Here is a 24,728-nt window from a genome sequence, read left to right on the forward strand (position 1 = left end):
ATGGTGGCTATATGCCCATGAAAAGGACAAGAAGTTATAAATATTATTATAATTAGACCAGTCATAAGTATGGCAAAATGAAATAACTCACATGATAACTATTATCCATTGTATTTAGCAACTAAATCATAATAATAGTGTGATCTAAAATCTATTTATTTTGGAGGTAGTGCGACAATGTTTAAAAGGGTAACTTCATTAACGACGGCATTTCTATTAGCGCTTACATTATTTCCTTTTGGTTATCAAACTGGCAATAATGCAAATTCTATTATTCATGCAGCCCAGTCGATAATAGGAGAAGAAGCTTCGGAAGTTGCGGAAACAAATAAGTTTGATTACGCTTTGTATTTGCCTTTCGATACGGATATGAAAGATTATTCATCGAATCCATTGCAAGTAGAAGCAAAAGGGCAACCTTATCTTGAAACAGGTAAAGTAGGAAAGGGCGCTCATTTAAGTAGTAAGTGGACTTGGGTCAATGGTAGGTGGGATGAAACAAATTATCAGGATTACTTAAAGCTTGGTAATCCAGAGAAGTTACAATTTGGCGTAGAAACTGATTTTACAATCGCATTTTGGATAAAGTCTGATCCTGTAAGCGGAGATCCTGTAATCATTTCCAATAAAGATTGGAGTGATGGAAATAATACAGGTTACGCAATAGCACTTGTAGGTTCTAACCTGAAATGGAATTATAACACGGAGTATGGAGAGGGAACAGAACACCAAATTTCTAATGTAGCAGATGGTAATTGGCATCATATTGCAATCTCCCATGATCGTAAAAATGGTATTGTTGATTTTTATAAAGATGGAAGTAACGTGAGTAACACGTCTATTGAAGTAGATAAAGGCTCCATTGATACAGAATTAAGTATAAACATTGGTAGTGATGGTACTGGTGATTATAACCAAGTAAATACATTTCTACTAGATGAGTTTAAAATTTTGAAACAAACTGTTACAACAGAACAAGTTGCTACGGAACTTGCTGCTATTAATTTGTTAGATTCGAAACTGAAGGACATACAAATAGATGGGAAATCAATTGAGAACTTTGATCCGTTGAAATATGAATATGAGTTTGAATATGACGTGGAGAGTAGATTAGATGTACCACAAATTACATTTGAAAAGGTAAATGAAACCGCAAATGTAGATGTCATTGGCGCAGAGCAAATAACTGTTGGAAATAACGTTGTTAAGATCATCGTGGAAGCTTCTGGAAGTAAGACGATTTATACTATCAACATTCGTCAATATGCTTCATCAGACTATGCACTATACTTGCCATTCGATATGGATATGCAAGACTATTCACCTAATAAACTTGAAGTGGGTACAGTAGGAAATCCATGGGTGGAAAAAGGTAAGATTGGAAATAGCGTAGTGCTAGATAGTCATTGGAAGTGGCTTGACTGGCAATGGCCAGATTGGAGTTATCACCATTATTTAAAACTAGGTAAGCCAGAAAATTTGCAATTTGGCGATAATACTGATTTTACAATCGCATTTTGGATAAAGTCTGACCCTGTTGAAGGTGATCCCGTAATAGTTTCCAATAAAGATTGGGGCAATGGAGATAATAGAGGCTATGCAGTTGCTCTAGTAGGTTCTAGTTTGAAATGGAATTATAAGACAGAGTATGGAGCTAGAGCAGATTATCAGATTACTGAAGTTGCAGATGGTAATTGGCATCATATCGCGATTGTTCATAATCGCTCTGAGGGCTATGCTCATCTTTATAAGGATGGCGAACATATAGAGAAAGTATCTCTGGAAGGAAGTTCAGGGACGATTGATAGTGGATTGGATACAAACATTGGTAGTGATGGTACCGGCGATTACAACCAAGTAAATAGATTCATGTTAGACAATTTCAAAATAATGAGAAAAGCGATCTCACTAGAAGATTTAAAACGTGATTACGAGAAAGAATCAGCTATTACCAACGCCGATAGTTTCCAAGCAAAGCTTAGTTTGATTGGTGCTAAGCATGCTGTTGAGGGTACTGATTTACGATATCAACTAGATCTTAGATCTCTATACACGGAACAATACATTGATAAGATTGATGTAGAAATAAGCTATGATCCAGCTAGTTTTGAGTTTATTGAAGCATCAAATGCAGAAAATTTGAAGAACAATAAAGAAACAGGTACGTTAAGTTTAGAGTTAAAGGGACATTCGACATACAATAATCAAAACGAATTAGAGTTTGCTCAATCTACCATTTCTGAATTGAAATTCACAGTTATTGCTGAAGCAGGAACTTCAGATATTACGGTCAACAATGCGAAGTTTTATGCTAACTCGCATGAAATAGCAGGTGAACTTTTGACGAAAGATATTCAGGTGACTATTCATCCTAAGGCTAAGAGTGATCGGAACAAAGATGGTCATATTACAATTAGTGATATTGTCGCTGGAAAAGTACAAGGTTGGACAACAGATGAGTTGAAAAACATTGCTGCAGAACTAACTTATAAACCATATAAGCGTGTTGTTGTTATTGGTATTGATGGTGTGGGAGTTTCTGTGCATCAAAATGCGCCTTATTGGGACTGGTCAGGTGCGCAAAAAGAAGCTGTTGGAAAACGGTTAAATATACCTAATATACGCGGCATTATTGAAAGTGGCGCGGCTAGTTATACGGCTCAAGCGACCGTACCAACATCTTCTTCACCAAACTGGGGTTCTATGTTAAATGGTGTAGGTTATGAAAAACATCGGATTGATAATGATATGACAACAATATATCGTTATAAAGAAGATTGGGCATACCCATCTATTTTGAAAAAATTAAGAGATGAACTACCATCTAGTAAACTTGCTGTCTTTGCTACATGGAAAAATATTATTTATGGGCACTATGAGCCATCTGTTGGTGTTGAAAATTATAGTGGAATTGATAGTGATGATAAAACTATAGAATTATTTGAGGAGTATGTTAAAGCTGGTAAGGCGTACGATAGTTCGCTAATGTTTTTCCAATTAGACGCAATGGACGGAGTTGGTCATAGCAAAGGGTTTTATACAAAAGAATACTATGAAGAACTTACAAACATGGATAAACAGGTCGGAAAAATTTACGATACGCTAAAAGTTAACGAATTACTTGAAGATACGTTGATTGTTTTGGTAACAGACCACGGCGGTGGTGAGGAAAAAGAGGATGGAACTCTAGGAAGAGAACGAGATCATGGTCAAAATACGGTTTTAGCTAAAACGGTGTTTGTTGCTGCCAATGGAAGAACGGTGGAAAATGATTCGAAAACTGGCGAAGAAAAAATATTAACAGGTGGGGCAACTCGTGATTTGCCAGCTACTATTTTAACGGCATTAGGATTCGATGCTAAGCACGGCGATGCACAAGTAATCGATGGTATGTTCATGCCTCAAGCAAAGTTGAATAAAGAGGACATGCCCGATTTAATATTAAGCAAAGTTTACGATAATAAAAAGGAAAAAGTTACAAGTTTAGAGGTAATGGTTGATGGTATTGAAAAAGCTGGTGCTTATATTGAAGCTTTGGATATATTAATTGATACACAATCGATGAAAGTTGATTCCATTGAATTGATGGATGGTATCGAGCTACTTCACGAAGATAGATCTAATGGTAAAGTGCATTTGGTACTAATGGCAAACGAAGCAATAGTTGCAAATGAACCAATGATTAAATTAAATGTACTAGCTGAAGATAGTGAAAATGTGGAAATTACACAGGCGATGTTTGCTACAGCTGCAAAGCGTGAAGTAATGCCAAATCTGAAAGTAGTGGATGAGAACCAACCGGGAGAAGTTGAGGTTAAATCCATTACGGTGACGAGTGTAAATGATGTAAAAGAAATAACCACTAAAGGTGGCACACTACAATTAACAGCGAACGTAGCACCTGATAACGCAACGAAAAAAGAAGTGAAATGGACAGTTTCAGATACTGATCTAGCTACGATAAGTGCAGATGGTAAACTTACTGCCAAAGCGAATGGCACGATAACAGTTACAGCGACTGCAACTGATGGGTCAAACGTAGCTGGTAAGTTGGTTATCGTAATCAGTGGTCAAGAACAAGTGTCAGAAGATGTAAAAGTGACAGAAGTAGTTATTTCTAGTGCAAATGATGTAAAAGAAATAACGACTAAAGATGGCACACTACAACTAACAGCGAACGTAACACCTAATAACGCAACGAAAAAAGAAGTGAAATGGACAGTTTCAGATACTAACCGAGCTACGATAAGTGCAGATGGTAAACTCACTGCAAAATCAAATGGTACAGTAACTGTTACTGCGACTGCAACTGATGGGTCGAACGTAGCTGGTAAGTTGGTTATCGTAATCAGTGGTCAATCTACAAGTAGTAACGGTGGTGGTGGAGCATATCCTCCATATAATCCGGAAGTGAAGCCTACTCCTATTGAAGAAGATACGGATGATAAAGATGGAGAAAATGAAACGCCAACGAAGCCAACAGATCCAGAGTTGCCAATGCCGGAATTTAGTGATTTAGCAGGTCATTGGGCACAAGAAGCAATCATGCAAGCAGTACAAAAAGGGATGATTAAAGGCTATACGAATCTAACGATAAAACCGAATGCTGTTGTAACTCGTGAAGAATTTGTTGTCATGCTCATGCGTACTTTACAAGTAGAGAAGCAAGTGACAACTAAGGCAACCCAATTTACAGACGCTAAAGAAATAAGTGATTGGTCGAAAGATGCAATTGCTGAAGCGGTACAACTGGGAATAGTAAATGGTTATACGGATGGAAGCTTCCGTCCAAAAGCAGAGATTAGTCGAGCAGAAATGGCGAAGTTGATCGTTCAAGCACTTCAACTATCCGATGTGACTGTAGATCATGTAACAACACCATTTGCCGATGATAAGGAAATTGCAGACTGGGCTAAGCCATATGTTGCAATAGCAGCACAATACGAACTAATCAAAGGAAAAGGACAAAATCAGTTTGTACCAAATGTAGCTGCAACTAGAGCGGAAGCTATAGTGATGCTTCTACGTATGTAAAGAAACATGTATAGAAAAAGAGATTCCCACTGAATTTCTGAATAAAAGTATAATAATTTTAGAAGCATAAACCTGGGTGTGGTTTGTGCTTCTTGTTTCTTAATGCTACACTCTTAAGCTACTATTATTAATGGAGCCGTAATGGAGAGGGATGGCTAATTAATGCGATTAGCATTGACGGGAAGTCTTATCATTGTATTATAAGCAGAAATTATAATTACCTTTTTTTGGCTGATAAAATAAAGAAAATTATAAAAACAAAACATATTACCAATTTTTTGAGTGATTAAATTCATATAACAAAAAAAAAGGATATAATTAGACAAAAAATGCACTATATTCGACAATAGTTAGATGATATTATGAAAACGGTATCAGTATGGTTGTTATGCGATTATCACATTTGTTATACGACGAAGAAGGAGGATTATAATTTTATGAAACTAGCAAAAAAAATAGCAGTCTTCTGTTTAGCGATTATGTTAATTACATCAAGCTTGGGAGTAGTTCAAACACATGCATCCAATGAAAATGAGTTTAATCCTGAAGGTGTTTCATTTGAAAAAGGATTAAATATAGCAACACAAGAGAGGTTATCAGAAGCACCGCAGACTGTTGAAGCTTGGGTTAAAATACCATCTACTGTACCTAATAATGAACGAGTTGGTGTTATTTTAGGGAATTATTTTGAAAATTACTATGATGATATTTCTCGATTCAATTTTGAAATAAACCAAAACTCTAATCCGAGAATTTATTGGAAATCTGGTGTAGGTAACGCTCTAGATTATTCTGCTAGTGATGTAAAAATAAAAAGAGATGAGTGGACACACATTGCGATTACCCTTGACGAGTTTGCAAATAAAGCTGTCACTTATATAAATGGTGCCAAGGCTCATGAAGGAACGTTTAATGTACCACTCCCTAACAATCGACCAGCACGTGAATTAAAAATTGGCTCGGACTATCGAGTTGATACAAACAACAATCCAACGATGAAATTTAAAGGCGAGTTAGCTGATGTGCGAGTGTGGTCTACTGTTCGTACGGCATCGGAAATTAAAAGTAGCTATAATACAGACCTAAATGGTGATGAAGCTGGATTAATGGGAAATTGGAAATTGGATGCTCTAGTAGAAGAAAACTATTTAGATAGTTCTTCGCAGAAAAACCATGCAAAACGTTACAATGAAGAAACTACGAATTGGCTCGAAGGTGAATTTCCTAAAGGTGATTACTCTATTGCTATCATTCCCGATACGCAATATCTAGTACGCTACCATGAAAAAGAGTATATGAAACATATGCAGTGGATAAAAGATAATGCAGAAGAATTAAAGATCAAACTTGCTATTCAAGTCGGCGATTTGGTGGATCAACCTAATAATGATCAGGAATGGAAGGTATCTCAAAAAGGAATGGAGCTTCTTGATGGAGTTGTTCCTTATGTGTTTTCTCCAGGTAATCATGATATGACATTAGGAAAAACTTCATTAACTCGTGACACGACTAAGTATAATCAATATTATCCGTATAGTAAGTATTCTCAAGCAGAAACATTTGGTGGTGCTTTTAAAGAAGGAAAAATGGACAACACGTACCATAAATTTGAGATTGAAGGTATGAAATACCTTGTATTGGCTATGGAATTTGCACCAAATGATAATGTGCTAGAGTGGGCAAATAAAATTATTGCTGACAATCAGGATTATAAGGTAATTATTAGCACGCACTCTTATATGTATCATACAGGTGAGCAAATTACGACCAAACATATGGATTATCCTTCTAAATATATTGATGATGGTAATAACGGCGATGATATGTGGAATGAACTCGTTAGAAAACATAAAAATATCATCTTAGTTACATCAGGGCATATTGGCTATCCAGATATTGTAGTAAGAGAAGATGCTGGTGACTATGGAAATAAAGTGCAACAGGTATTGGCGGATGCACAATTTATGCAAGGTGATCTAGGTATGATTATGCTTATGACCTTCAATAAGGACAGTAATAAAGTTGATGTTAATTGGTATTCTGTAACGAAGAATAAGTTTTATCGTGCAAGTAATCAATTTTCAATGGATTTGAATCTAGGAACATATGACCCAACTTTAGTTAGCTCTATTAAAATAACTGGTGAGAATGATCGTACTACGATTACAACGAATGGTGGTAGCTTGCAATTTTCTGCAACTGTATCCCCAGAAGAAGCAAACAATAAAGACATAAATTGGGCAGTAACAGAGTTGGATGGGAATAAAACCGAGAAAGCAACCATATCGAGTGACGGTATATTGATTGCTAAGCGAAATGGTCTTGTGAAAGTAATCGGTACAGCAGCCGATGGTTCTAAAGTGTCTGGACATAAAGTGATTAGTATTAGTGGACAAGAAACGTATGATTTATTTGATCAAAAAACATTCAATATTACAGTTAAACACAGTGGTTTGAACATGGACGTAAATGGTAGTTCTACAAATGATGGAGCGAAAATTATTCAATGGAATAAGAGCGTCGAATATAATCAGCAATGGACATTTATTCAGACAGACTCAGGATATTATAAAATTGTTTCTAAACACAGTTCTAAAGTGCTCGCAGTAGAAAAAGCATCGGTGGAGAATAATAACGCACCAATTATTCAAACAACGTATACTGCTGATGAAAATTATAATGATGAATGGTCCATTTTAGAAACGGATAATGGATATTATCAATTAATTAATCGAGCATCTGGAAAAGCAATAGGCATTAATAATGGTAGCAAGAGTGGAAGTGAGGCATTCACACAAAGTGATCAAAGTTCAGAGGATTATCAGAAGTTGCTCTTTTCTTTGGATCAAAGAGTGGAGCATAACAAAACAGGTAATGGATTATATCAGCTTCAATACAGTCCAGGTTGGTCTGCTTATGATAATCACTACTCTAATTTGAAAAATGCTTCCGTAACATTACGTTTCACAGGTACTCAAGTAAAACTGTACGGTGTAAAAAGCAATGATCAGGGTATTATTGCGATTTCGATTGATGATGGACCTGAGACATTCATTGATGCATATGCTCCTGAAAGAAAAGAAGGGCAATTTCTCTATCAAAGTCCATTACTCACAAATAAAGAACATAAAGTGAATATTAGAATAACAGGAACAAAAAATGAAGCAGCAAAGAACACTTACTTCACGTTGAATTATATGGATATCATATCTAAGGTAGATCAATTAGCCGACTCGATAGCCATTACAACGACAGAAGCAGAGATTACTAAAAAAGGTGAGACATTACAGCTTGAAGCTATCGTATTACCTGAAGATGCTATTAATAAAGATGTCATTTGGAATGTCTATGAAACAGATGGTGGTGTAACAGATAAAGCAACTATTAGTGTGGAAGGGCTACTTACTGCAGTGAAGAATGGCGAAGTTAAAGTAGTAGCTACTGCAGCTGGTGGTATAGATGTAGCAGCTGAAAAGTTTGTAACGATAAGTGGTCAAGAACAAGTAACAGAAGATGTAAAAGTGACAGAAGTAGTTATTTCTAGTGAAAATGATGTAAAAGAAATAACGACTAAAGGTGGTACGCTGCAACTAGAAGCAGCAGTCACACCAGAAAATGCAACGGATAAAGCAGTAGTTTGGTCAGTTTCAAATACTAGCCTAGCTGCGATAAGTACTGATGGTTTACTCACTGCCAAAGCGAATGGCACGGTAACAGTTACAGCGACCGCAGCAGATGGATCAGAAGTATTTGGTGAAATAGATATTGCGATTAGTGGTCAAGATGAAGTAACAGAAGATGTAAAAGTGACAGAAGTAGTTATTTCTAGTGTAAATGATGTAAAAGAAATAACGACTAGAGGTGGCATATTACAACTGAATGCTAAAATAACTCCTGATAATGCGACGAATAAAAAAGTAGTTTGGACAGTTTCAGATACTAACCGAGCTGCGATAAGTACTGACGGTTTACTCACTGCCAAAGCGAATGGCACGGTAACAGTTACAGCGACCGCAGCAGATGGATCAAAAGTATTTGGTATTTTAGATATTGCGATCAGTGGTCAAGATGAAGTAACAGAAGATGTAAAAGTGACAGAAGTAGTTATTTCTAGTGTAAATGATGTAAAAGAAATAACGACAAAAGGCGGCACATTAGAACTAACAGCAAAAGTAATGCCTGAAGAAGCAACGAATAAAGCAGTAGTTTGGACAGTTTCAGATACTAGCCTAGCTACGATAACTACTGACGGTTTTCTCACCGCCAAAGCGAACGGTACGGTAACAGTTACAGCGACCGCAGCAGATGGCTCAAAAGTATTTGGTGAATTGACAATTGTAATTAGTGGTCAATCTACTAGCAGTGGTGGGGGTGGATATTATCCTCCATATAATCCGGAAGTGAAGCCTACTCCTATAGAAGAAGATACGGATGATAAAGATGGAGAAAATGAAACGCCAACGAAGCCAACAGATCCTGAGTTACCAATGCCGGAATTTAGTGATTTAGCAGGTCATTGGGCACAAGAAGCAATCATGCAAGCAGTACAAAGAGGCATTATTACAGGATACGCAGATGAAACAGTAAAACCGAATGCTGTTGTAACTCGTGAAGAATTTGTTGTCATGCTCATGCGTACTTTACAAGTAGAGAAGCAAGTGACAACTAAGGCTACCCAATTTACAGACGCTAAAGAAATAAGCGATTGGTCGAAAGATGCAATTGCTGAAGCGGTACAACTGGGAATAGTAAATGGTTATAGGGATGGAAGCTTCCGTCCAAAAGCAGAGATTAGTCGAGCAGAAATGGCGAAGTTGATCGTTCAAGCACTTCAACTATCCGATGTGACTGTAGATCATGTAGCAACACCATTTGCCGATGATAAGGAAATTGCAGACTGGGCTAAGCCATATGTTGCAATAGCAGCACAATACGAACTAATCAAAGGAAAAGGACAAAATCAGTTTGTACCAAATGCAGCTGCAACTAGAGCGGAAGCTATAGTGATGCTTCTACGTATGTAATGAAACATATATAGAAAAAGAGGTTTCCACTGAATTTCTGAATAAAAGTATAATAATTTTAGAAGCACAAACCGAGAAATGGTTTGTGCTTCTTGTTTGAATTATTGTGTCAAGGCTTTTTCATTCCTCTCCTCCACTAGATACTGCCAGCGATAGTAATCCATTGGATTATCCATGTTGTTTCCGTTATATTCCTCAAAAGCTTCTTGATCAGTCATTGTTCCATAACAGGATTATGAAAAACCGTCAAAAAGAAAATATTGAAGATTAAAAGAGTGTCGTTCATACTAGGAGATGTAAAAATAGTAGGGTTGCAAAATAATTACTATTGCAGAGGAAAGAAGGATAAGTACATGGGGATGTATGGATATTATTTTACTATTGATAATAAATTGGTTCAGCAACTTTCTAACGGTGAAATGACACTTGAGCACTTAAAAATAGGTGATTATCCTGGACTGGATATTGATCGCTCTTGGGAGGCTATTCACTACTTATTTTGTGAAGATATTGCTGATGGAGAGCCTCCTTTTGGTTATATTGTGCCATTGACGACAGAACAAGGCATCGACTATGGATCATTTGGAGCGTTTTTTTTGTATGAGGAGCAAGTAGTTGAAGCATATCAAGCGATGACAAAATTAGACGAAGCAGATCTTCGGTTGCGGTATAATTTTCAACTTATGGTCAAAGAAGAGGTATACCCTTTAGCACCTGATGTTGTTTCAGATGAGGATGAGGAGGATTTTTTTGATTACTTACTACAGCACTTTAATAAAATTAAACAATTTTATAGTCAAGCGGTAGCGGAGAAAAAAGGACTTGTTTTCTATATATTTTGAAAATTACCGGATCAATTACAAAATGGAGCATACATCTTTTGTATAAAGGGAGAATCATTAGAAATTAGATGAATTACAGTACGGAGGTTAAAGACTATGGCTGAAATTTGGCATGCATCTATGCAAGGAGTGCCTTGGACGGTAGAGAAGATGAGTGCTGCTGTTAAACAACTGCGCAACCGGGCAACCATTAGTTTTGTTATTGGAGTGGATCGAACGGAAGATTTGGTAGAGCTGGATAAGCGGGTATTTGCTAAACGTCCGGATTTGATTCTATACATATGGAATAGGGATGCGAAGACTCCCTGTCCAGAAGAGTTGTTGAAGACAATTGCTGCAATGCAGTATGTAGCTGCTCTGAAGCTTGATCTTCAGCAACCGCATGATTTGACAATGCTTAGCGCAATGAAACAAATGCAATTCCTTAACGTCGTTTCGCCCAAGAAAGCACAGAGTCTAGCATTCATTCACCATTATAAGCAACTTACTTATCTTGAATTGCATGGTAAATTCGATGATTTGGCTCCTATAGCAGCGTGCAAGCAGTTAAATACGTTAGTGTTGAATTGTACGATTGAACAGCTTGATTTCATAGTAGATTTGCCGTTGTTGCAATATTTGTCCATCGATAGTTGTGATGTAAAAGGACCGCTGGAGGTCATCGCTCATTCGAGTGTAACAATGTTGTCCTTGTCCTCGATCCGCAATTTAAGGGATATACAAGCAGTAGGAGAAATGTATAACTTGGAATTTTTGTCTTTAGTACTAACAAAGGTAGAGCAGTTATGTAATTTCTCCAAATTGGACAAGCTGCGTCAGTTGGAATTAAGTAGTATGAAAACACTAAGAGACGTGGACAATTTATGGAGCGCAAAACGACTGGAATATTTGGAGCTTAAGGAATTAAATACAGCGATTAAAGCGGCAGCATTTGCTCCTTTGGCGAAAATGCCTCATTTGCGCCAGGTCGATTTTCGGTTTATTGATTTTAACAAGGGGCGAATTGCAGCAATGAAAGCACAGCTGGAGCAAGCAGGCAAAGGGCATTTAATATATGAAAATATTTCAGAAAATCAGCTCATACGCTCTATAGCACTGGAACATCTAGCTCCGATTTTAACGTAATAACGGGGAACGAGTATGGGCATTGGTGCTCACGTTTTAATTTCAGCATTGCATGATGGCGATACGTATTTAATTGAAGTTCGAGATATTGTTTTTTTGCGAGGAATTTTTAAGCCGATAGAGTTTGAAAAGATAGAGAATAAAGGATAAAGGGAGATATGGCGATGAACGAAGAGGTAAATGCTCCAGGCTGGGATGCGATTGATGAAGCAATGGTTAAAATTTATGGACAGCAGGAGCCAAAACATTATGGGACGCTGATTTCTTATTCTCTCGGCGGAGAAGATCCACTGGATGGTATTAGTGTATATAAAAGTGAGTTGCCAATGCCACATTGGCATTTTGTCACGTATGGATTTTCAGAATTATATGAGAAAGAATCAGAGGATGCGGAATATAGCGGCTACGGATTCGAACTTACGTTCAAATTGGTACGGGCGGAAGATGAGGAAGAACCACCAGCATGGGCTATAAATTTGTTGCAAAATATGGGGAGATACGTTTTTAGTAGCGGAAATGTGTTTCGAGCAGGCGATTATATGGATGCGAATGGTCCGATTTGTCTTGATGCAGATACGCTGCTTACCGCTTTGGCATTTACACACGATCCGAATTTACCAGAGATTAAAACAGTAAACGGTTGTGTTGAGTTTATTCAAATGATCGGCATTACAGAGCATGAATTGGAAGCGATGCAAGTATGGAATACGTTAGGTGTATTAAGAGTGAGTGCAGAGCAAATGCTTGGGTTTGTTACTGACTTGTCACGTGACTGTCTGCTTCAGATACCTGAGATTGCGGCAGCCGTCGAACAGGGAATAGAGCAGGAAGGATCTAATACTGGCTTTTTATATGTTGATCAACTTCATTGGGAGCCAGGTAAAAGCGGATGGTTTAAGAAGGAATCGGATCGGATACAGATCGGAGCGAAGCAAGCGGAAATAATATCAAAAATGTTACGTGGTCGAATCATCAAACAAAAAAGTCTTACACTAGTTAGTCAAACATTTCGCCTTGTATTTGAACCGGGGGATAGTGCTCGATATGAAGTAGAGGAACAGTCAATGATGATTCGATTAAACACAGCAGCAGCAACTGAACTAAGTCAAAAACTTGTGCCACAGGAAAGTGAATTTGAGTTAACTTCGCTGCCAAAGTTAACATTCCAAATCGTAAAAACGCATGTTAGAGATCGAGAAGATAATATCGTTAAGACAATTGGTTGAAAACTGGTATGAGGAGAAAAAAATAACTTTATGGCTATTATTTTGAGGAGGTGTAGGATGGATAAAGAGTCATTTGTAAAACGAAATCTGGAGGCACTATGCATACAAGGATATTCTGTTAAACATACTCTGGAAGAGGATGGAGAGTATCAGCTCGTTAATAAATTGATAGGAAGAGTAAAAAGTTTGATATATAATGAGAAACCATTGTACTTGGTTCAGATATATTGCCTTCAATGATGAGGACGAGCTGGAGGAATTTTTTATAAAAAACAGACACAAATGAGGGATGTCATACCTAGATGGATAACATCAACCTTTTCATGCCGACAAATGTTATGCGAGATTTATTACAATTCATAGCGCATTATTTTACTTACTTCTTTAAAGCCTTGTTTTTCATATAGTAGAGAAGCTCCAACATTTTCAGATAGTACACTCAGTTCTAAGTAATTAAGCTTTCGATCTTGAGCCCATTTTTTTGCTTCGACTAGTAAAGCTGATCCAATCCCTTGACTTTGATAGTTGTGCCCTACAATAATATCCGTAATAAAAGCGTATTTATGTTTAACTAAACATGTATATGGTGGTGTGTTTAGTGCTTGAATAAGTAAAAAGGCTACAATACAATTATCTATGCTAGCTATTATAATATCTGAGTCTTTATTGTTGATAGTTTGTTTTATGAATGTTACATCTTGTTTGGCTGGTTGTAAATATTTTGGTTCAAATTGGGACATTTTCATAAAAAGTTCTTCGTACAAAACTTCTATTTGACTAATATCTTCGTTTGTAGCTAATTTGATCTCCATAAATACCCTCCAAATAATTTGTTAAATTAGTTTGCTGCTATCCTGATAATTTAAGTATAACTATGTATAGGTGAGGAGACAAGCAATGATAAGATTAGAATATTTTGCAGAACAAGATTTTCAGCAATTAATAGAGTGGGTACCAAATGCAAAGTTTTGCTTGCAATGGGGTGGGGATACGTTTTCGTATCCATTGACGAAGGAGCAATTACGGGAATATTTACTCCATGCTAATCATGCAGATGCAAGTGACTTTATATATAAAGTGATAGAGGATAGTAGTGGTAATGTTATTGGGCATATTGCTTTAGGTAATATCGACAAAAAGAATAACAGTGCTCGTATTAGAAAAGTATTACTTAGAGCAACAGAAACGAGAGGAAAGGGATATGGCTATGCAATGATCACTACTGTATTGAAAATTGCTTTTGAGGAACTACTTTTGCATAAAGTAACGTTGGGCGTTTTTGCTTATAATGAATCAGCGATTAGATCTTATAAGAAAGCAGGGTTTAAAGAAGAAGGATTGATTCGTGATGCTAGAAAATATGAGAATGAATATTGGGATTTAGTCGAAATGGGAATGTTGGAACAGGAATGGATGGAAGTGCAAGGAAGAAATTAGAATTGCAATTGTTTTGGTAATAATAAAAGGATTTACTTGACATTTTTCTACCATTGCGAGAAAATTGTGTTCATACTTGTTTAATATAAAATAAGGTGTTGAAGAGGACACGATTCGTTTATGTGAAGATCATCAGAGAGGGAAATCACCGGCTGCAAGTTTCCTGATTGGACATTTACGAGTTACTCCCTTGGAGCTGCACTAGGAAACTAGTGACGTGTACAGGCGTTATCTGTAATTATGAGCTACTAATGTATGAAGTACTGTTGTATCAATGCGTGATGTATTGCAATAAATTGATATATGGTGACATGTACAGGAGTAGGAATTTGGGTGGAACCACGGGTGTATAAACACATACTCGTCCCTTTGTGGACGGATATGTGTTTTTTTGTGCCTAAAAAATGAAAAGGAGCGGTACAATGTTAAATCAAGAAGTAGTTATTCAGTTTCCGAATGGTGATAAGAAAAGCTTTGCCAAAGGTGTGACGCTGACCGAAATTGCAGCATCGATTAGTCCACGTTTAGTTAAAAAATCTCTAGTAGGAAGTGTAAATACGACAGTAACTGATTTGACACGACCGATTGTAGCAGATGCGACTATTGCTTTATATGATGCTGCTTCTGAAGAAGGATTAGAAGTGCTACGTCATTCTTCAGCTCATTTGTTAGCACAGGCGGTCAAACGATTATATCCAGATGCGAAACTTGGTGTAGGTCCAGTCATTGAAAATGGCTTTTATTATGATATAGAAATGACGCAGCAGTTGGTGCCAGAAGATTTGGTAAAGATTGAGCGTGAGATGAAAAAGATTATAGCTGAAAACTTCACTGTTGTTCGTAAAGAAGTAACTAAAGATGAAGCTCGACAGTTGTTTGCCCATGACGCGTTAAAGTTAGAATTATTAGCAGCGATTCCAGCTGATGAATTGGTTACTGTTTATGAGCAAGGCGAATTTTATGATTTGTGCCGAGGACCACATGTACCATCAACGAACAAAGTGCAACATTTTAAATTAATGAGTATTTCAGGCGCATATTGGCGTGGCGATAGTAACAATCAAATGTTGCAACGTGTTTATGGTATTGCATTTGCAACGAAAGAAGAGATGGAAGCATATTTTGTATTTTTAGAAGAAGCTGAGAAACGTAATCATCGTAAATTAGGCAAAGAGTTGGAGCTATTTATGTTCTCGGAGGAAGCGCCGGGGATGCCGTTTTATTTGGCTAATGGACAAATTATTCGCAATGAATTAGAACGTTTTTTACGTGAATTGCAAACAACTTATGATTATCGTGAAGTTCGTACGCCACTAATGATGAATCAACGTTTATGGGAACAATCAGGGCATTGGCATCATTATCAAGAAAATATGTACTTTACCCAAGTGGATGAGCAAAAGTTTGCGTTGAAACCAATGAACTGTCCAGGGCATATGTTGATTTATAAAAACGAATTACATTCTTATCGTGATCTACCGATCCGGATGGCAGAGTTCGGACAAGTGCACCGGCATGAATTTAGTGGAGCGCTTAATGGGTTGCTGCGAGTACGCACGTTTTGCCAAGATGATGCTCATATTTTTGTAACTCCTGAACAAATCGAAGATGAGATTGCATTAGCTTTGCAAATTATTGATCATGTCTACCAAGTGTTTGGTTTTGAGTATGAGATTGAATTATCAACGAGACCTGATGATTATATGGGCGAATTGCATCTATGGGAACAAGCGGAACTAGCGCTAGAAAATGTGTTGCAGCGACTAGGTTTTCCGTACAAAATTAATGCGGGCGATGGAGCTTTCTATGGACCGAAAATCGATATTCATATTCAAGATGCTATTAAGCGTAGTCATCAATGTGCCACAGTACAGTTAGATTTTCAAATGCCAGAAAAATTCGATTTAACGTATGTAAATGAAAGAAATGAAAAGGTTCGTCCAGTCGTTATTCACCGTGCTGTCTTTGGATCGATTGACCGATTTTTAGGGATATTAATTGAGCATTTTGGCGGAGCATTTCCGCTTTGGTTGGCGCCAAAACAAGTGCAATTGATCGGAGTCGCGGATGCCCACATGGCTTATGTTGAGCAAGTTGCTGCTGAACTGCGGCAAGCTAATGTACGTGTATCTATTGATAAGCGCAATGAAAAGTTAGGTCGCAAAATTCGAGAAGCACAAATGAAAAAAATACCCTATATTATTGTACTCGGCGATCAAGAAATGCAAAACGGAACGGTCACTGTTCGAGTATATGGTGAGGAAAAGTTAATAACAGCTCCTAGTGCAGCATTTGTGGAACAAGTTCAGCGTGAAATTGAAGAGAAGAAATTACCCTGATCGAAGAGAGGATAGTACTTTTTTCTAGCTTTAATAGCGTATACCCTTCGCTCAGTCGGCACGTGATCACTTTAAAACGTCAATATAGTTAAAAAGTAGGAAATTGCAATCGTACTGAGCGATGGGGATACGCCTTAAAAAGGGGGAGTACCTAATCAGTCTCTACAATAAAAGTTAGGCGAAAAACGTTATTGCTTCTATTCTATAGCAAGCTTGTTAAACCCCCACAAGGTGATGAGTCGTAATCATTGCAGGAACAACCTTCACAGGCACCATTTTATACGATAATTCATATAAAGCTCTCGCTCCAACTATCTGTCGATGACCTTTTGTACGTTTTCTCGTATAAAGCTCTCACTCTACGGAGTTTTGGCTGACTTTTTGGAGCCCACTCTTTCTAGGATTGTAGTAGTTTGTTTCTCAACGGTTCATCACTAGCATAAATGTAGAGTCCTTTAATTCCACGTTTCATTAAAATATTGATGGAGTTCAAAACAATTCTTTCTTTCGCACGATCAATGTTGTCGGTTTTGTTAGCGCCAGTATAGGCACCGGTATCTTTGTACAAGTCTGTTTTGATCACTAATCGATCTGTTTTTACGTCATAGGTGACGGATGGTCCCAAAATAACACCAACAAAGTTCAAATCAAATCCTTGCACGGTATAAATAGAGCCTGCTTCGTGAACAGTGTTAGCATTTTCAGCCCATGTAAAGCTACTATCTGTTTGATTCCAAGGGATTTGATACTCGCCGTTATCTTCCGTAATGTAGTAAATCTCCCCATCTTTTTTATGTGTATAATCAAAAGTGGCTACAACTCTACTTAAACCGAATTGCTCATTTTTCAATTTGATCGCTTCATGCATCTCTTGCAATGTAGCAAATATTTTAAATTCATAGTTGTTAGCAGGAGGAAGTGGAAGTACATGTTTTGCTTTAAATTGATTTATCCATTCGATAATATCATCGTTCGCCTGCATTCGAAATTGATTCGTTAACGGATAACGTTCATGCCGATAGCTTTTTTGTAATAGTTGCTCTAACGTCATTTCTTCCCATAAACTTTTTAGCTTCAGCACTTGGTCACGATCATAGATGATAATTACTACTTTCGCTAGCTTTAGTAGTTCCTCTAAATGATTATCAAAACGGAAATTGTTATATGTATCAGTACGGGTCAATAATAAATGAGCTTCATCTACTAAAATGATGTCAGCTTTCTTATGTTGCTTATGTAGATTATTAATAAGTGACGTTGGCTTGGCTATATCTTTAATTTTCCAATGTTTTAATCTAGCAGCTATACTTTTATATGTTTTAAACATCTCTTCATGATGAACTAATAAATAGTTTTCTGTTTCAAATAGCGGTGATGATGGTTCGGAACGCAGCATTTGGATCGTGTTGAAAATGGAGCTAAGTACAACGCTTTTTCCTACACCAGCTTCCCCTTCCACAACAAATAAACTACCATATTCGGATGGTTGCTTTTGCATCAATTGTTGTTCGCAAAATTGTAACACGTTTTCCTTTAAGTCTAGTTGTTCTAGTGATAGCTCTTTAAAAGGTGATATTTTAAATATATCTTTATTTTCAATAACATGCTGCGGATGATTCACGATACCATTGCTATGCAATTGCTCCCACAGATTTGCAAACACAGGCTGATCGTAGTAGTGCTTATTAAAATAATTATGAGTGAAATCGCTGGCAAGTTTGCTCTTGTTTTGTAACGTATACTTTTCGTCACCTAGAAAATAGTTAATCAGTTTTGTTTCAAGATGAAAGGTGGCTGATTGATTGAATTTGTCGTGTTTAATTAAGTGCATCGTATCTAGTTTTTTGCGATCTTTATTTGTAATGTGTGTGCGCATTCGCTTTTTGAAATAGACGGTTTCGCCAATGTAGGCTTCTTTTTTATTATTTAAAATATAAACGACCGGATAATTGGTATAAGCTTCGATATTATCCACTTGTCTAATTGCTTGCTCTGCAAAATTCCACGTCATAATCTTAACATTGTCCATTAATTTCACCTAGTTCTGCATTTGTTTAATACTATAAAAATAAGTTCATATGTATTATTATACTAGGTTTTGAGCTATTGTAAAAAACAGTTAGCAGTGATAAGTTTAAAAAGACCAAACTTTCAAAACAATAGAAATTATAGAGTGGAAGGAGTGAGAGAACTGGGAGTAATTTTGTTACAATACGTTCTTAACATAGTTGTACTTTTTTGTTTAGTGGCATTAATTATTAAGCTAATACAGAGTGAACATAAACGGCTCCATGCGTCTCTTGTTGCAGGCTTTCTGTTTTTATTTTTAAGTGTTTATTTACAGTCGGATTATAATGTATTTAGTGGAGGGGATAGTAATCATTCCGTTGATTGGTTATCTATTTCAGATGAACAGCTAGAAAGTATGTTTAAGATCTTTTTGAAGCTTTCCATCATTTCTTTCGCATACTATATCATACTAAAAATAAAAAAAGATGCGGATATGTAACAGAAGGTTTGGTCGGAGCGACTGCTGGAGATCTATATTACTATATAAGCGTATCCCATTTGCTCAGTAAGTATAACATTATTTTAATGCGAAATTGCTGAGAACAAATAAGAATTAAGAAGTTGCTGAGCGAAAGGGATGCTGGAATAAAACGAAAAAACAGTCATCTTTATTTTTCCATAATATTGGTATTTTCTTGTTGACATATATCGATCATCTATATATCATTATGTATAGATGATCGATATATAAAAGGAGCGAGTTAGGAATGGAAATTAGTAAAAGTTTATTGACAGGGAGTACGACGATGCTCATTTTAAAGTTGCTTGAAATGAAAGATATGTATGGCTATCAAATGATTGAGGAGCTAGAAAAAAGATCGGATCAGACGTTTTCGCTAAAGGCAGGAACATTGTATCCTTTGTTACATGGTCTTGAACAGCAGGAAATGATTGAAGCTTATGAAGAAAGTGCGGACAGTGGCAGAGTGAGAAAGTATTATACGTTAACGAAAAAAGGGAAGGGATTGCTTGCTGAGAAAAAGGATGAGTGGAAGGCTTATACAGCAGCTGTCAATCGGGTTTTGCAAGGGAGTGTGAATATTGAACCAGCCTACTAAAACAAGTGAATATTTAGCGATCGTTTGTGAACAGATGAGATGGAAAAAGGCGCATCACGTTGTTACGCAAGAGATTGAAAATCATATTATTGACCAACGGGATGCGTATATAGCGGATGGATTGGATGAAGAAACTGCAACAGTGAATGCAATCAAAGAAATGGGAGATCCAGTACTCGTCGGTACAGCGCTTGATCGAACACATCGACCCAAAGTGGCATGGAGCATTATTATTTTGACAAGTTGTATCGTTATATTTGGATTTATTGTTCGTCTATTTATGATTAATAGTGGAGACTCACCGGGATCAGTGACGGATAATATTACAGCTCTATTGCTTGGTATAGGCTGCATGATCATCGTTTATTTTATTGATTTCACAATATTGGGTAAATACGCTAAAATTATCTACATAGGTCTTGTGGTTTTTACAATATTGGGAATGTTTTTCTTTCCGACTATTTATGGACAACATAGATTCATTCTATACATTATATTACTTTTTCCAGTAGTGTTTGCAGCGATTATTTACCAGATGCGGAGTAAAGGGTACTTAGGAATTATAATGAGCGTTGTTTTTTTTATAATACCAGTATTGTTTGCTTTGGAAGCTCCGAGCTTTGCAAGTGCTACTTTGTTTGTCGTAACTGGCTTGCTATTATTTACAATTGCAATTATAAAAGGTTGGTTTCATGTAAATAGACTATTGGCGTTGCTAATCGTATACACACCAATAATTACTTTAGTGGCTCTTATTATTAGTGGTAATAGAGTATGGGAAAGAGTGAAACTTGCTTTAATTAATGCTTTTCAGATGGAAGGAGGGGACTATATAACATCAATAGTTTGGGAAATAATAGCCGGTGCTAAATTGTTTGGACAGGGTGCAGCAGAGTTACATATGAATATAGCACTACCAGCTATCCATGCAGAATTTCTGTTAATTTATTTTATTCATAAGTTAGGCTGGATTTCATTTATTGGGATGATGGCTTTTATTATCACATTCATTATTCGCGCTTATATCCTTTCATCTAAACAAAAAAGTGTACTAGGAAAATTAGTATCGATATCCGTTATTACAACCTTTACTTTACAAGTCATGCTCTATGTTGCTTTTAGTTTCGGAATATTGATCTTTTCACCACCGTCATTACCGCTTATATCGGATGGAGGATTAACATTGATTGTTAATATGATGCTCATTGGTATTTTGATATCCGTATTCAAATCTGGTGATTTAGTTAGAGATCGTCTACCGAGACAGAATCCACATAAGTTATTGGAATTTAATAATGGTAAAATAATTATTCATTTGAAAACGAAGGAGCGGTAAGCTAATAATGAAATATTTTACAAAAGAGTGGTATAAGCTATGTCAAGAAACAACTTTCGATAGTGGTTTGGAAGTTTATAAAGTAACGGAATACGATGTAGAGCAGTTATACTTGCAATTGTATACAATAGAAGAGGTAAAGTATGTGAAGCTTCAACGTGAGGTATATAATACGGATCCTAGATTTATGCTTAACTTTGAAGAGAAATTTGTACCACTTAATAAAATATTAAATGAGGAAGAGATAGTGGAAGAAGACGTTTTTGTATATCAACAATCAGCAGAGGAGATCGCTAGTATAGAGCAATCCATTGTAGCGTATGATGCACGACCTCCATTCGATGAATCATCAAGCAAAGCAAACTTTTTTGAAATACAAGAGGTGCATCGCAATAGGCTATTACATCAACTTCCTCCAAGTCTATTAGAAAATATCGCAGATATTCGCTTATTGGCATTAGGTTATTGTACAGAAGAAGTGCTCCAAGCGCTGAAACAATTAAGTAAGGAAAATGAGCAGAAAGTAAACAATACAAGTGAAGCCTTCTTAAAGGTACAAGATGCTGAAAATATTCCGCATATTTATGAATGTTTAAATTTTCATGATTGCTACGTAACTAGTATAGATTTTGGAAATGAGCAACAGTTCACGTTAAGTTTTGATTCACGTGGTGGTTTTACAAGTAACAATCAACTTATCTTTCAGAATGCAGATATAATCAAACAAGAGGAGCATATACTTAACAGCTATTGGCTTTATGCAGAAGCATATCGCACAGAACACGGATACGAGGTACATGCTCTATTTTCAGGTGAGGACATTGCTGAACTCATTATACATTGTACAGATGTTATCGTTAAACAAGTCTAGTTGGAAAAAATACTTAATATAGTTACATAATATAGATTGCGACAATGAAAACAAATATAGCTGTAATAAGTAAGCTCCAAGTGTTTGCTTTTTGTTTTTTGAACTCTATCATCCCAGTAGCAGTGAGCATGAATGCCAAAGCCAACAACATATATGGTGTTATTGTTCTAGCGGTATCAGTGAACAGGGAATAGCTTGCTAATGCCATTACTATAATTGCTAAAATATTTCTAATTATTTTCATCTATCAGTGCTCCTTCTCGTATATTTATTAGAAGAGATCAGCATTGTCCCATGAAGAAGTACATTTCTTCATGGGACAATGCTGTATTTGTGGGACAAAAAATTTTAATATTCAGTAGTGCCAGTTCTTGAAAGAGACATTAGTGGACGAAGGTACGAAAACCGGTTATTTATTAATGAGGAAATTTCACTGTAATTAGGCGTATGCTCAATATTGATCCTAACAGTTCTCCCGTTTATAAGCTGTAATGCCATGCTGGATAGCATTTTCTCATCAACCCACTTTAGATAGGTAATATGTAATAAAATAACTATAGCATAAGTTGTTTAAACTAGCACAAACTGAGAAGGAATAATAAAATGCGTCTCTTTCATGCTGTAATAAGTAATAGGTGATTGCAAGTGAACAAGTGGTTACTGTAAAATTAGAACTAATCAACTTTGTTGACTCTTGTGTTTAATATGTTGGATCATCTGTAGTACGGGTCTATTTCATGGTAATGGAGTTCTTCTTTATTTAAGTAAGGTTGTCATATGACAATATAGTACTAGCTATTATGACATAAAGAGGGCTAGCATAGTAATTGTACTCATGAAATGATTCATGCAGAAGGAGAGAGGAAAAATGACAGTATCACTTATGAAAGCAATGAAATTTTCTATACAGTTTATGTGGATGGTATGGGAAGGAATATTTGATTTTTTAACGAAATTTCGAAGCGAATCAATATGGAGATTTGGAATATGTAAATTAGTTGTAAAAAAGTACAACGGCAAAGGTGTCATTTTAAAAAATGGGCAACAAATAGTAGCAGGTGAATGGATTGGAGAGCTTCATCTTGACAATAGCCAGGTGTTAAAGTTAACGAGAACCGTCGGTGCTGATCAAGCAGGTTTGAGTATTGCACGGATGTTACAACATGCGATGGTACAAATGGCTTCTGAGATAGACAATCAATCGGAGTTAAAGAAAGTACAAGCGTTAATGGGGATTACCCTACTTCGTCGTGGTCTTACTCATGGGTTAGGATTTGAACAACATCCGATAGAATCAAAGTGGCAGCAGCGAATAATTACTGTATATCTTCGTATGTTGCTCCGGGTGCTACATCCAGAAGGAAATAAACGCATACAGCGTAATAAGAAAAAATTAACACCGTGTATGTTAGTCATTTCCTCATCTTCACTAAAAGAACGTTTCTTACTAAATAAACAGTAAGAGCTCTATTAAAGGACAGCTACACTAATAATAGAAATAATTCCAAGTGGAAATTTCATCATAGAAGGGTAGTGATGCCTGTATAAATTTTTATTTGGATGCGCATTATTAACGTGCTTAATAGCTATATATTACGTTAATAAATGTCAAACTTACTAGTGTGAAAATGTCATATGACATCAAAATAATGTAATAATAGGGGCTGAATTACAAAGCAATCGCTATTCCGATTCTGTAATAGTTGCTTTTTCTTTTTTAGTAAGTTTTTGATACACGAGTGCATAGGATAGATCGATAAAATGTTTTATCTCATCGCTAGAAAGTTCGGTCGTATGCAAGTAGATGGAATTCCAATGTGTTTTGTTAGCATAGTAGCCTGGAACGACATCTTGATAGGTTATACGTAACATTTCATTTTCGTCGGGGTTACCTTTAAGTGTTATCACTTCATTATTCATCATGCCAAAACATTTTCCGAGCAAGGAAAAGTAATGACATTGCCAATCTTCTCGAAAATAAACTTCCGCTCCTTGTTTCGTATTACCGTGTAAAATCATTACTTGTTTGCGTTCATCAATATTCATTATGGACCACTCCTGTAGTTGAAATATTATTTAGTATAGCTTAATTTGCAATATATTTTCATCATTACTTGAAAAAATATATTAACGATGATATTGTAAAAGGTAGATTGTTACGAAATGGAGGTGGGTTTAGAGATGAATCAAGTTTTAATGAACGGATTTTGGAATACATTTTTAATGTTCAACCGTTCAAAATTTGCTGTTGCAATGGTTAACGGGATAAGTGTGTCCTTTTTTAACAATTGCATAGTAAATATAAAACGGTGAAAACATCTCTAAACCTATCATAATATAAGGTTGGTCTTAGGGGGAGCTTTCAT

17 protein-coding genes are annotated in these 24,728 nt (G+C 36.4%); 13 read left to right on the forward strand and 4 right to left on the reverse strand.

The window, feature by feature from the left end; translation table 11 throughout:
- Positions 1-177 precede the first annotated feature (177 nt).
- From ACFSTH_RS01065 to ACFSTH_RS01090, 6 genes are all read left to right on the forward strand, one after another.
- Positions 178-5,034 carry an S-layer homology domain-containing protein gene (locus ACFSTH_RS01065; protein ID WP_377769272.1) on the forward strand — a complete coding sequence of 1,619 codons (4,857 nt, stop codon included), beginning with the start codon at positions 178-180 and terminating at the stop codon, positions 5,032-5,034.
- Positions 5,035-5,471: 437 nt separating this feature from the next.
- A complete protein-coding gene (locus tag ACFSTH_RS01070) occupies positions 5,472-10,058 on the forward strand; it encodes an Ig-like domain-containing protein (protein WP_377769271.1) in 4,587 nt (1,528 codons plus the stop codon).
- Positions 10,059-10,411: 353 nt separating this feature from the next.
- Entirely contained in the window at positions 10,412-10,900 is a 489-nt protein-coding gene (locus ACFSTH_RS01075; protein WP_377769270.1) for a YfbM family protein, read from the forward strand.
- A 96-nt stretch (positions 10,901-10,996) separates the two neighbouring features.
- Positions 10,997-12,025: a hypothetical protein gene (locus ACFSTH_RS01080; RefSeq protein WP_377769269.1), complete on the forward strand. Its 1,029-nt coding sequence runs from the start codon at positions 10,997-10,999 to the stop codon at positions 12,023-12,025.
- Between the two features lie 15 nt (positions 12,026-12,040).
- On the forward strand, positions 12,041-12,175 hold the full coding sequence (locus tag ACFSTH_RS01085; protein ID WP_377769268.1) for a hypothetical protein: 135 nt from the start codon (positions 12,041-12,043) through the stop codon (positions 12,173-12,175).
- A 14-nt stretch (positions 12,176-12,189) separates the two neighbouring features.
- The gene (locus tag ACFSTH_RS01090) at positions 12,190-13,251 is read left to right on the forward strand and encodes a suppressor of fused domain protein (protein ID WP_377769267.1); all 1,062 of its coding nucleotides are present in this window, start codon (positions 12,190-12,192) and stop codon (positions 13,249-13,251) included.
- 350 nt (positions 13,252-13,601) lie between these two features.
- On the opposite strand, the gene ACFSTH_RS01095 is transcribed toward ACFSTH_RS01090, so the two are convergent.
- Positions 13,602-14,063 carry a GNAT family N-acetyltransferase gene (locus tag ACFSTH_RS01095; protein WP_377769266.1) on the reverse strand — a complete coding sequence of 154 codons (462 nt, stop codon included), beginning with the start codon at positions 14,061-14,063 and terminating at the stop codon, positions 13,602-13,604.
- 85 nt (positions 14,064-14,148) lie between these two features.
- Here ACFSTH_RS01095 and ACFSTH_RS01100 point away from each other — a divergent pair, with 85 nt between their 5' ends.
- Together ACFSTH_RS01100 and thrS are read left to right on the forward strand one after the other, a co-directional pair.
- Positions 14,149-14,688 (forward strand): GNAT family N-acetyltransferase, encoded by a 540-nt coding sequence (locus ACFSTH_RS01100; RefSeq protein WP_377769264.1) that lies wholly within the window; start codon positions 14,149-14,151, stop codon positions 14,686-14,688.
- Positions 14,689-15,110: 422 nt separating this feature from the next.
- Positions 15,111-17,027, forward strand: a complete 1,917-nt coding sequence (thrS, locus tag ACFSTH_RS01105) for a threonine--tRNA ligase (RefSeq protein WP_377769263.1) — start codon at positions 15,111-15,113, stop codon at positions 17,025-17,027.
- Positions 17,028-17,424: 397 nt separating this feature from the next.
- Here thrS and ACFSTH_RS01110 read toward each other — a convergent pair whose 3' ends face one another.
- Positions 17,425-19,056 (reverse strand): DUF2075 domain-containing protein, encoded by a 1,632-nt coding sequence (locus tag ACFSTH_RS01110; protein ID WP_377769262.1) that lies wholly within the window; start codon positions 19,054-19,056, stop codon positions 17,425-17,427.
- A 748-nt stretch (positions 19,057-19,804) separates the two neighbouring features.
- On the opposite strand from ACFSTH_RS01110, the gene ACFSTH_RS01115 reads away from it, so the two are divergent.
- Genes ACFSTH_RS01115 through ACFSTH_RS01125 form a run of 3 tightly spaced genes read left to right on the forward strand, consistent with a single transcriptional unit; the run spans position 19,805 to position 22,362 of the window.
- On the forward strand, positions 19,805-20,155 hold the full coding sequence (locus tag ACFSTH_RS01115) for a PadR family transcriptional regulator (RefSeq protein WP_377769261.1): 351 nt from the start codon (positions 19,805-19,807) through the stop codon (positions 20,153-20,155).
- Positions 20,139-21,491, forward strand: coding sequence for a permease prefix domain 1-containing protein (locus tag ACFSTH_RS01120; protein WP_377769260.1), 1,353 nt, complete (start codon positions 20,139-20,141; stop codon positions 21,489-21,491). The genes ACFSTH_RS01115 and ACFSTH_RS01120 overlap by 17 nt, the downstream gene beginning before the upstream one ends.
- Positions 21,492-21,498: 7 nt before the next feature.
- Positions 21,499-22,362, forward strand: coding sequence for a DUF4085 family protein (locus tag ACFSTH_RS01125; RefSeq protein WP_377769259.1), 864 nt, complete (start codon positions 21,499-21,501; stop codon positions 22,360-22,362).
- A 22-nt stretch (positions 22,363-22,384) separates the two neighbouring features.
- Here ACFSTH_RS01125 and ACFSTH_RS01130 read toward each other — a convergent pair whose 3' ends face one another.
- A complete protein-coding gene (locus ACFSTH_RS01130) occupies positions 22,385-22,606 on the reverse strand; it encodes a DUF3953 domain-containing protein (RefSeq protein ID WP_377769258.1) in 222 nt (73 codons plus the stop codon).
- A 624-nt stretch (positions 22,607-23,230) separates the two neighbouring features.
- Here ACFSTH_RS01130 and ACFSTH_RS01135 point away from each other — a divergent pair.
- A complete protein-coding gene (locus tag ACFSTH_RS01135) occupies positions 23,231-23,824 on the forward strand; it encodes a YkoP family protein (protein ID WP_377769257.1) in 594 nt (197 codons plus the stop codon).
- Positions 23,825-24,045: 221 nt separating this feature from the next.
- On the opposite strand, the gene ACFSTH_RS01140 is transcribed toward ACFSTH_RS01135, so the two are convergent.
- A complete protein-coding gene (locus tag ACFSTH_RS01140; protein WP_377769256.1) occupies positions 24,046-24,408 on the reverse strand; it encodes an MmcQ/YjbR family DNA-binding protein in 363 nt (120 codons plus the stop codon).
- 150 nt (positions 24,409-24,558) lie between these two features.
- Between ACFSTH_RS01140 and ACFSTH_RS01145 the strand changes: the two genes are divergently transcribed.
- The gene (locus ACFSTH_RS01145; RefSeq protein WP_377793570.1) at positions 24,559-24,675 is read left to right on the forward strand and encodes an RAxF-45 family protein; all 117 of its coding nucleotides are present in this window, start codon (positions 24,559-24,561) and stop codon (positions 24,673-24,675) included.
- Positions 24,676-24,728 lie beyond the last annotated feature (53 nt).

Origin of the sequence: Paenibacillus yanchengensis (genome assembly GCF_042684845.1) — a bacterium.
GTDB lineage: Bacteria > Bacillota > Bacilli > Paenibacillales > Paenibacillaceae > Pristimantibacillus > Pristimantibacillus yanchengensis.